This window comes from Exilibacterium tricleocarpae (assembly GCF_007004655.1).
GTDB lineage: Bacteria > Pseudomonadota > Gammaproteobacteria > Pseudomonadales > Cellvibrionaceae > Exilibacterium > Exilibacterium tricleocarpae.
The window spans coordinates 25,880-36,793 of sequence record NZ_ML660119.1 but is presented as its reverse complement, the minus strand read 5'-3'; the positions used below and the strand labels follow the sequence as shown (position 1 = coordinate 36,793).

Below are 10,914 nucleotides of genomic sequence, written 5' to 3'. Positions count from 1 at the left end.
CCCTCGATGGCAACACCGGTGCGGCTAACACCCTGATCAACGATGCGGGTGCGTTGACGCTGCTGAGCGCGACGACCTTCTCGGCGGCTGGCGGTGCGGTCAGCAGCGTGAGCAATATTGCGCAGGTCAGCAATACCGGCAGCCTGACCGGCAGCGGCGCCGATGAAAGTTTTAGTTGGGACGGTACCCAGCTCGGTGTCGGGGCGTTGGATTTCCTGGGCGTGATCACCCTGAATGGCGGTGGTGGCACAGGAGACAGCCTGGCGTTGAGCGGGGCGGCCGCTGCCGCCGGGGTCGATTTGGGCAGCGCGGTGGGCGCCTTTACCGTGTTGAGTGCGAGCAATTTGCAGGTGACCGGGGGTATGGAGTCGGTCAGTAACACCGGTGATCTGACCGGGAGCAACAATGCAGATAACTTCGACTGGAATGGCACCCGGGTGCGGGTGAGCAATATCGACTTTACCGAAGTGGGGGCTCTGAATGGTGGCTCCGGCGGAGGCGACACCCTGGCCAGTACCGGTGGCGGCGTGCAGTTGGCCGATACGCTGGGGGCGTTCGATGCAGATGGGCTGACGGTAACAGGTGGCATCGATTCGGTCAGCAACACCGGCGACCTGACCGGCAGCGATGTCGTGAACGAAAGCTTTACCTGGGATGGCAGCGGCATAGACCTGGGTGACGGGCTGGGCGGCACAGCGGTGCGCTTCACGGGTGTGGGTGACCTGGCCGGCGGCGCGAGCGGGGCCGACAGCCTGGCGGCGACCGGTGCCGGGGTGCAGTTGGGCAATACCCTGGGGGCGTTTACGACCGCGGGACTGTCGGTGAGCGGCGGTATCGAGACGGTGGCCAACACCGGTGACCTGACCGGCAGCGATGCGGTGAACGAGAGCTTTACCTGGGATGGCAGCGGTATAGACCTGGATGACGGGGCGGGCGGCACAGCGGCGCGCTTCACGGGTGTGGGTGATCTGGCCGGCGGCGGGGGAGACGATAGTCTGGCGACGACTGGCGCCGGTGTGCAATTGACCGATACAGCGGGAGGGTTTACGACGGCGGGCCTAACCGTGACAGGCGGCATCGAAACAGTGAGTAATGTCGTTTCACTGGTGGGCACAGCCGGTGATGACAGCTTTGATATCGTCGCCGCCAACAGAGTGGTTGCCGCCGGCGTTATCTTCGACGGTACCGATGTCGTGGACGCACTCGGCCAGGTCAGCGGAGACAACCTCACCAATACCGTTCAAGGTAATCCGACGTTCAACGCAGCCGGCAACTTTGTTATCGAGGGTGTCGAGTTTATCGATATTGAAACCGTGGATGTCGCCGCTTCGGATACCGTTGTCGGCACCGACGGCGACGATATCTTCGAACTGATCGGCCCCAACTCAATTCGGTTCGGCGGCGCCGGCGGTACGGTTTTCAGTGGCACCCGTCGACTCGACGGTTTTGGTAACGGCGCCAACGGCGACAGTCTCGAACTGAACGGCGCCGGTGTCATCCTTGGTGAAAACCAGACCTTCCTCGCCGGCAGCGACAACCTCTTTGTGGAAAATATTGAGAATGTTACCGGGACCGGGACCATCACCGGCAACGATGGATTCGGTGAGACCTTCGTGCTCTCAAGTCTCGACCAGGTGACGGTTGACACCCACACTGCGGTGACATTTTTTGATGTGGCCCGGATCAATGGCGGCGGTACGGATACCCTGGATAACACCAATGTGAACGGTGTCGGTAACAATGCCGGTCTCACGCTGACTGCCGACGGTTTTACCGCCGGTAACAATGCCGTGATTGTCAACGGGATCGAAACGGTGATCGGGGCGGGCGATATACTCGGGAGCGGCGGCGGCGACGTTTTCAGTCTGGCCGCACCTGGGCAGGTCACAGTCAATAACATCACCTACCAGGGTGTGACACTGATTGACGGCGGTGCCGGGCGCGACCAGTTGACCGGCAACGGCGACTGGCTCCTGAGCAGCCTGACAGCCGCCGGGGAAGCCGCCGGTACGGTCGACAGCACGGCGTTCAGTAATATCGAACAGTTGGTGGGTGCTGCCAACGCCACCCTGACCGGCTCGGACCAGAATCTCACCTGGACACTCGATACCACCACCACGGTACAGTTGACGGCTGGTGGTACCGGCGTGCTGGAATTGTCCGGTCTGCAAACACTGCGCGGCGGCACCGGCGATGATAATTTTGTCTTTGCCGGTTTGCCTCGGTCCGTTGACGGCGGGGCGGGCGCAGGCAGGGACACGGTCACCTCGACGGCCGCGGCGAACTGGGAGGTAACGGGTGCCGGGGCGGGCACTATTGACGGCAGTGGCTTCACCGGCATCGAGTCGCTGCAAGGCGGCGCCGGCACCGATGTGTTTCGCCTGACCGCCGGCAGCATCGGCGCTATTGACGCCGGCGCCGGTGCCGATGAAATCCGTCTCGGCGCGGCCACCTTTACGAACCTGGACGGCGGCGCCGGCGTCGACACCCTGATCGGCACCAATAACGCTACCGACTGGTTCGTAAACGGTACCAACAGCGGTACCGTGGACGGCGCGAGCTTCGCCAATATTGAAACCCTGCAAGGCGGTAGTGCCGTCGATAAGTTCACCCTCGCGTCGGGCAGCATCGGCAATGTTCGCGGCGGCGGTGGCGACGACCAGATTTTCCTGAACGGCGCGGCGGTGAACGGATCGGTGAGCGGTGAAGCGGGCAGGGACGAAATCAACGCCGCCGGTAACTGGCTGCTGGCTGTGCTCGATGCCGTCAATGGGGCAAATGGTACGGTTGGCGGCATTGCCTTTGCTGATATGGAGTCCATCGTGGGCGCCGGCGGCACCCTGACCGGCGCGGATGTCAATACCAACTGGACAGTTGACGGTGCCGGCAGTGGCCGACTGGCCAATGCCGATGCGGGCGCTGTTGCCGTAACTTTCAGCGGTATCGACAACCTGCGCGGTGGCGCCGGTGTCGACAGCTTTGTACTGTCCTCCGGGTCCATAGGCAGCGTCGGTGGCGGTGGCGGCGCCGATGCCTTTCTGCTGGCGGGTGCTGCTGTCGGCAGCCTCGACGGAGGTGACGGCATCGATACCATTACGGGTTCGCCGGCGGGTTTGACCTGGGTGGTGGACGCCGTCAACGGCAACAGCGTCGATGGTGTTGATTTCAGCAATGTCGAACAATTACAGGGCGGTGCCGGTGACGATACCTTCAACCTGCTCAGTGGCAGCACAGTCACCGTTGCCCGTGGCGGCGGCGGCAACGACAACTTTATTATGGGCGGCGCCACCATTATGGTCGTCGGTGAAACCGGAATCGATACAGTAACCGGTCCGGCGGTCGGTACTGACTGGGTATTGACTACCGCCGGTGGCGGCGGCAGGGTCGGTGACAATAATTTCAGCAGTATGGAAATCTTGCAGGGTGGCGCGGGCGTCGATACCTTTGATCTCGCCGATGGCAGTATAAGTGAAGTGCGCGGTGGCGGCGGCGCAGACCGGTTCAACCTTGGCGGAGCTACTGTGAGCGGCACTATCGACGGGCAGGACGGTGCCGATACCCTCGCCGGGCGCGATACGGACAACAACTGGGAGGTGACCGGCGCCGGCAGTGGTTCGGTGGGTGACTTTACCTTTGCCAATATGGACACTCTGATCGGCGGCACCGGTATAGACAACTTCCAGCTTACCGGTGGATCGATCACCGATATTGAGGGCGGCCTCGGCGACGATACGTTTGTTATCGATGCGACTGTGATCAACGGCACCCTCGACGGCGGCGCCGGCAGCGACAGCCTCAGCGGGCCGGGCAGTTGGACGCTCAGCGCCGTGAGTGATAACGGTGTCGCTGCCGGTACGGTCACGGTTAACAACTATCGCTTTGCAGGCATGGAAAGCCTGATCGGTGACAGCAGTGCGCAGGCGACCCTGACCGGCTCCAATCAATCGCTGATGTGGACCACCCCCGCGCCGGGTACCGGCACCGTCAGCACCAGCGCGCCGGGAGCGACGGCGGTCAGTTTCACCGGTATGACAGGCTTTGCCGGCGGCACCGGGCAGGACACGCTGATCGCCACCGGTGAATCCCGCACCTGGACGCTGCTCGGCGGTGCCGTCGATCGAGAGAACACCGGTTTTGCACTGGGCAGCGACAGCTTCAGCGGTTTCGAGCGGCTGGAAGACAACACCGGTGCGGTGGCTGTGGAGACGGATTTTGCCGCCGGGTTGCGGGCTGATCAAACGATGCAACTCGGCTCGGTAACCCTGGCTTACGGCAGTTCGCCGGTGTCAATCAGCGGTGCTGCGGGTGTCACCGGCCAGGTGGCTATCAGTGCCCTGACGTTGTCAGATATCAACGGCAGCATCGCACTCAACGGGGACCTCGATACCATCACCGCCAATCTGGCCGGGGCCGGATCGATTACGCTTACCGATAGTAATGGGCTCTCGATTGACTCGCTGATTACCCAGGGCGGCAATATCACCGTCTCGGCCCCTGGGGATATCAACGTCAATAAGATCGATACTTCCGGTACCGCCGGCACTGTCACCCTGACCAGCGCAGAGGGGAGTTTGCGGGTCGCCGACAACGCAGAGTCTGGGGTTAACATCAGCGCCGGCAATGTGGTGCTGACCGCGCTGTTTGGCGATGTGGGCACACCGGTGACGCCGTTTTCCATCAATGCGCCCGGGCAGGTCGAAGTTCGCGGCCTGCAGTTCGTCAATCCGCTGTTCTCGCGTCCCGGCCCGCGGGTATTCATTTCCGAGGGCACACGCCTGCCATCGGGAACCGAGACGCTGGCCTCCTCGGCGGTGCGCAGCGCCGTGCAGAGCAATATCGACAATATCGAGTTGTTGGACCCGGCGATTTTTACCGCCTTGACACCTTACAGTGTCGAGGAGGACGCCCTGACCCTGCCCGAGGATCAGCGCGAGGATATCGACGAGTTCGAGCTGTGAGTGCCGCCGGCGCCCGCTTCCGGGTGCCGGCCGTGGTCAGAGACTGACGCTGTATTCGGCGATGACCAGGGTGATATTGTCTTTACCGCCCTGTTGGTTGGCGTATTCGACCAGGCGGTAGCAGTGCTCGCGGGCGGGCAGGCCGGCGCTCAACTCACGGGCGAAAGTATCGTCATCGAGGTATTCGGTAAGACCGTCGGAGCACAGCAACAACAGGCAACTGCTGCCCAATGTCTGTTGGTGAATATCGGCCGCCACGGCCCGCTGCACGCCCAGCGCCCGGGTGAGCTGGTTGCGATGCTGGTGCTGGCGCGCCTCGGCGGCACTGATGGCGCCGCTGTCGATAAGTTCCTGCACCAGCGAGTGGTCCTTGCTGCAACGAGTCAATTGGCGGTTGCGCCAGAGATAGGCGCGGGAGTCGCCGACGTTGGCGATAAACACCTGGTCCTGCCAGATGACGGCAAGCACGGCGGTGGTGCCCATATGCGCGAGGTGCGGCGCGGTGTTTTTTTTCGATAGTATTGCCTCGTTGGCGAGGCTGATACTGGTGTCGATACCGGCGCGGATATTTTGCAGTTGCCGGTCTTTCGTCAACCCGGCGAAGCTGGGGCTAAGCAGCGACCGCAGCTCGAAATCGATAACCTCCGCGGCGGTCCGGCTGGCCAGGGCACCGCCGGAGTAGCCCCCCATGCCGTCGGCGACAATCATATAGGCAAACGGCAACTGATCGTCTTTGTGATAGATAAAGAAATCTTCATTTTCGTCGCGGACGCTGCCGATATCGGTCAGTCCCTCGATGTTGATATGATATCGGTAGGGCGGTGGGTCAATGTTTTCCATTAAATACAAAAACTATTTTTATGGGGCAGTGGCTTTGGTAGTGGTTGCATATCCGGATTCGCATATTATTTTGTATGGCGGTCATGTCAGTTACAGTTCTGGCTGCAGATAACCGCGATGTCGGGCCCTTACCGGCCGTTGGTTCCAAGGCTAACACATTAGCTCGGTTTGCTAAAACCCGTGTAGTTTTTCGACTGCACCGTATGGGATTGTATGTTAAATATGTGACCGAGTGTTAAATGAAGTGGCCGGCACCGGGTAGCCGGTTTATCCGTTTTTGGAATAAAAGAGGAGTTAACGTGAAAAGCAAACCGGGTACCATTTACAGTTTCAGCAGGTTTTTATGTGTTGTCGGCGCACTGTTTATCAGCAGTGGGTACAGTGCAACGGTTGTCGCCCAGGAGCCCAAGATCACCACGGTGCCGGTCACCGACGGCGTCTATATGCTGCAGGGGCGAGGCGGCAATATCGGTGTTTCCGTGGGCACAGACGGGGTCTTTATGATCGACGATCAGTATGCGCCCATGAGTGATGCGATCCGCGCGGCGGTGGCGAAGCTGTCCGACCAGCCGATCCGCTTTTTGATCAACACCCACTGGCACGGCGACCACACCGGTGGCAATGAGAACTTCGGCAAGCTCGGGGCGACCATTGTGGCCCATGACAATGTGCGGGCGCGGCTGGCCAGTGGCGGTGAGGTGAAGGCATTTAAAATGGTGGCGCAACCTGCCCCGGCCGCAGCGCTGCCGGTCATTACGTTTGCCGACGGTATTACCTTTCACTGGAATGGTGACACACTCCGGGTCGAGCATGTAGCCAGCGCCCATACCGATGGTGATTCAGTCATCTACTTTACCGAGGCTAATGTAGTACACACCGGCGATCTCTATTTCAATGGTTTCTATCCATTTATCGATGCCAGCAGCGGCGGTGCCATGGCCGGCGTTATCGACGGTGTGGCCCGGATGCTGGCCCGCATCGACGACCGCACCCGGATTATTCCCGGTCACGGCCCGGTCAGTAACAAGGCTGAGTTGCAGGCCTATCACGATATGCTGAAGAGTGTTTACCAGCGTATCAAAGGCATGAAAGACGCGGGCAAGTCGGCACAGGAGGTGGTGGCGGCCAAGCCCACCGCCGCTTTTGATGCTGAGTGGGGCAGCGGCTTTTTGCAGCCGGACAAATGGGTGGAGATCGTATACGCCGCCATCTGACGCGCGGTCGGCCGGGCGGCAGCTTTTTCTATGCCTGGGCCGGGTTTTTTGGGAAAATGCCGGGTTCAACTGTCATTTCTCATAGCCCAAAGCCCGGTTTCCTATGCCTGTTAGCGCCCCCGACCTGTTTTCCTACCCAAAATACTGGGCCGAGTGCTTCGGCCCGGCGCCCTACCTGCCCATGTCCCGGGCCGAGATGGAACAGCTTGGCTGGGACAGTTGCGACATCATTATTGTCACCGGTGATGCCTATGTCGATCACCCGAGCTTCGGGATGGCGGTGATCGGGCGCTTTTTGGAGGCCCAGGGGTTTCGTGTCGGTATCATTGCCCAGCCGGATTGGCGCGCGGTCGATGATTTTAAGGCCCTGGGCGCGCCCAATCTGTTTTTTGGCGTTACCGGCGGCAATATGGACTCGATGATCAACCGCTACACCGCCGATCTGCGCACGCGCAGTGATGATGCCTATACGCCCGGTGGCGAACCCGGCAAGCGCCCGGACAGATCAGTTATTGTCTACAGCCAGCGCTGCAAAGAGGCCTACACACAGGTGCCGGTGGTGATCGGGGGCATCGAGGCGAGTCTGCGACGTATTGCCCAGTATGATTACTGGAGCGACGCCGTGCGCCGCTCCATTCTGGTGGACGCCACCGCCGACCTGTTGCTGTACGGCAATGCCGAACGGGCCATCGCGGTGGTGGCGCAGCGGCTCGCCCGGGGCGAGTCGGTGGCGGATATCACCGATGTGCGCGGCACTGCTGTGATACGGGCGGCGTTGCCGGCGGGCTGGACCGAGATCGATTCGACCCGTATCGACTGGCCCAAGCATATCGATGATATACCCAGTCCCTACGCCTATCGCGAGCCCGCCGCCGTCTGTGCGGAACACCGCGACGCCACTGCCGATGAAGTAGAGCCCGTACGGATAGTGCCGATGCCGTTGCAGGGTCGCACGGCACTGGATGCGGCACGCACGGCCATTCGCCTGCCATCCTATGAAAAAGTCCGCAACGACCCGGCCCTCTACGCCCACGCCTCGCGGGTGTTGCACCAGGAGTCCAACCCCCACAACGCCCGTGCGCTGGTGCAGGCCCACGGTGGGCGGGAACTTTGGGTAAATCCGCCGCCGGTGCCGCTGGCTACCCCCGAACTGGACGGCGTCTTTGACCTGCCGTACCAGCGGCGCCCCCACCCGCGTTACGGTGATGCGAAAATTCCGGCCTACGAAATGATCAAGACCTCCGTCAATATAATGCGGGGGTGTTTCGGCGGTTGTACTTTTTGTTCGATTACCGAGCACGAGGGGCGTATTATCCAGAGCCGCTCCCAGGACTCCGTGCTGCGGGAAATCGAACAGATTCGCGATCAGGTGCCGGGTTTTACCGGCGCTATCTCCGATCTCGGCGGACCCACCGCCAATATGTATCGACTGCACTGCAAGGACCGCGACATCGAAGCCAGTTGTCGCCGCCTTTCCTGTGTGTTTCCGACCATCTGCAAAAACCTGGAGACCAGCCACAAACACACCACCGAACTCTACCGGCAGGCGCGGCGTATTCCCGGCATCAAACGCATCGCCATTGCCTCCGGTCTGCGTTACGACCTGGCCGTGCGCGATCCGGAATATGTCAGGGAACTGGTGACACACCATGTCGGCGGTTATTTGAAAATCGCTCCCGAGCACACCGAAGCCGCACCGCTGGCGAAAATGATGAAGCCCGGTATCGAGACCTATGAAACATTCAAAAAGATGTTTGACAAATTTTCCCGCGAGGCCGGCAAAAAGCAATATCTGATTCCCTACTTTATTGCCGCTCATCCGGGTTGCGAAGACGAGGATATGTTGAACTTGTCACTGTGGTTGAAGCGCAATAAATATCGCGCCGATCAGGTACAGACGTTTTATCCCTCGCCGATGTCACTGGCGACCGCCATGTACTATTCCGGGCGCGACCCGTTGCGCAAAGTGAGTTATAAAAGTAAAAAAATCTACATCCCTAAAAAGTCCGAACAGCGCCGTTTGCACAAAGCATTTTTGCGCTACCACGACCCGAAAAACTGGGCCTACCTGCGCCAGGCCCTGATAAAAATGAAGCGGACGGAATTGATCGGCGACGGTGAACAACAATTAATACCGGCCGATAAAAAACTGTCCAGGCGCGCCGGCGCGAGACAGGGTCGCCGCAGCGGTAAACGTTAGATTCACCAGACTTATAGCCACTATTCGATATTCAGATAAAAAAATAGTTTCAAGATTAACTATCTCCCGGTGACAGTTTGTAGTCCTTTTACAGAGCGAAAAAGCCGTAGCCAAACTGCCGGTTTGCGGTTAAGGTAACGCTCCCGCCGGCTCGCAGGCCCGTTCTCAAGGGGTTGGAAGTCAGTTGCGGCGGGGTATACGGGCTACGATAAGGCAAATTAATAGGGTGCTATTAAAAATTTTAATTGTGCACTTTGCGGAAGTTGTTGGTACTGTTGTCGCCCCTGAGCCCAATGCGGTAGAACTCGACGCACTATAAGTTTGTGCAATAACAGTTTATGCAATAGCAGTTGACACGCTGGAGCCGGGCGCAACGCAACCAGCGCGCCGGTTGCCAGCACAACCGTTTGTCGAATTCTCGTTTGCTGCCGGCAGCTACCGATAATTTCCAGGCCCTGATTTACGGTGCCACCATTGAACGAAAACAGGAGCCGCACGTGATAATCGGAATTCCTTGTGAGACGAGACCGGGTGAAACGCGCGTTGCGATGATTCCGGCGAATCTTCAACCCTGGGCTGACTCGCCGGTTGATTTTTTAATTGAGAGTGGTGCCGGCCGATCGGCAGGCTACGCCGACCAGGACTATATCGATGCCGGGGCGGCGCTTGCTGCCAGTCGTGACGACCTGTTTGCGCGGGCCGATATTGTGTTGCAGGTGCAGTCCTTCGGTGCCAATACCGTGTCGGCCGACGCCGATCTGGAACGCCTGCGCGCCGGTCAGTTGATCATCGGTATGACCGATCCCCTGGCCAATCCGGCAGCCGCTAAAGAGCTTGCCGAACGCGGCGTCTCCTCACTCAGTCTGGAGTTGATTCCGCGCATCAGTCGCGCCCAGAGCATGGACGTGCTGTCGTCCATGGCGACGCTGGCCGGGTACCACGCGGTGTTGATGGGGGCGGTCGATGCGCCGCGTATTTTGCCCATGTTGATGACCGCGGCGGGCACGCTTACCGCGGCGCGGGTCTTTATCATGGGGGCCGGTGTGGCCGGGCTGCAGGCCTGTGCCACGGCGAAGCGGCTCGGTGCCATCGTCGAGGCTTACGATGTGCGCCCGGCGGCGCGCGAGCAGATTCTCTCCGTCGGTGCCAAGCCTATCGAACTGGAACTGGAGACGGATACCAGCGAAGACAAGGGCGGCTACGCCAAAGCGCAGGGGGAGGACTTTCTGCGGCGCCAGCGCGAGTTGATGACGGCGGTCTTGGCGCAGCAGGATATCGTTATTACCACGGCGGCCGTACCCGGTGCCAAGTCACCGATTCTGATTACCGCCGAGATGGTGAAAGCGATGAAGCCCGGCGCCGTCATAGTCGATATCGCGGCCGAGCGGGGTGGCAACTGCGAACTCACCCAGCTCAATCAGACGGTAATTGCTGAAGGTGTAAAAATCCTCGGCCCGGAAAATATTCCGGCGCGCCACGCTTACCACGCCAGCCAAATGTACGGCAAAAATATGGAAACGCTGCTGAAGCTGATCCTCGAACAGGGTGAGCTGCGGCTGGATTTTGAGGACGACATCATTCGCGAGGCGGTGGTGACTCACGGCCGGGATATCATCAACGCGCGTATCCGTACCGCCCTTGGCAGCGAGCCGGCGCCGGGTGTCAGCGCAGGTACTGTCGCAGATACTGTAAAGGAATAAGC

Annotated in this window: 5 protein-coding genes; 4 read left to right on the top strand and 1 reads right to left on the bottom strand. The window is 60.1% G+C overall.

Translation table 11 applies throughout. From position 1 onward, the window contains the following. Window positions 1-4,958 (top strand): beta strand repeat-containing protein (locus tag FKG94_RS28865; protein WP_179957840.1); only part of this gene is annotated, 4,958 nt, incomplete at its 5' end. Between the two features lie 36 nt (window positions 4,959-4,994). Here FKG94_RS28865 and FKG94_RS27665 read toward each other — a convergent pair. Further along, entirely contained in the window at window positions 4,995-5,798 is an 804-nt protein-coding gene (locus FKG94_RS27665; protein ID WP_142930196.1) for a Stp1/IreP family PP2C-type Ser/Thr phosphatase, read from the bottom strand. A gap of 299 nt (window positions 5,799-6,097) precedes the next feature. On the opposite strand from FKG94_RS27665, the gene FKG94_RS27660 reads away from it, so the two are divergent. The 3 genes from FKG94_RS27660 to FKG94_RS27650 all read left to right on the top strand — a co-directional run bounded on the left by FKG94_RS27660 (window position 6,098) and on the right by FKG94_RS27650 (window position 10,912). Continuing rightward, a complete protein-coding gene (locus tag FKG94_RS27660; protein WP_246125453.1) occupies window positions 6,098-7,012 on the top strand; it encodes an MBL fold metallo-hydrolase in 915 nt (304 codons plus the stop codon). Window positions 7,013-7,115: 103 nt separating this feature from the next. Then, on the top strand, window positions 7,116-9,212 hold the full coding sequence (locus FKG94_RS27655) for a YgiQ family radical SAM protein (protein WP_142930194.1): 2,097 nt from the start codon (window positions 7,116-7,118) through the stop codon (window positions 9,210-9,212). A 407-nt stretch (window positions 9,213-9,619) separates the two neighbouring features. Then, window positions 9,620-10,912 carry an NAD(P) transhydrogenase subunit alpha gene (locus tag FKG94_RS27650; RefSeq protein WP_246125452.1) on the top strand — a complete coding sequence of 431 codons (1,293 nt, stop codon included), beginning with the start codon at window positions 9,620-9,622 and terminating at the stop codon, window positions 10,910-10,912. Window positions 10,913-10,914 lie beyond the last annotated feature (2 nt).

Bases quoted from the DNA above. Each gene is read 5' to 3' on its own strand.
- FKG94_RS27655 (WP_142930194.1), top strand. From the start codon at position 7,116: ATGCCTGTTAGCGCCCCCGACCTGTTTTCCTACCCAAAATACTGGGCC.
- FKG94_RS27665 (WP_142930196.1), bottom strand. From the start codon at position 5,798: ATGGAAAACATTGACCCACCGCCCTACCGATATCATATCAACATCGAG.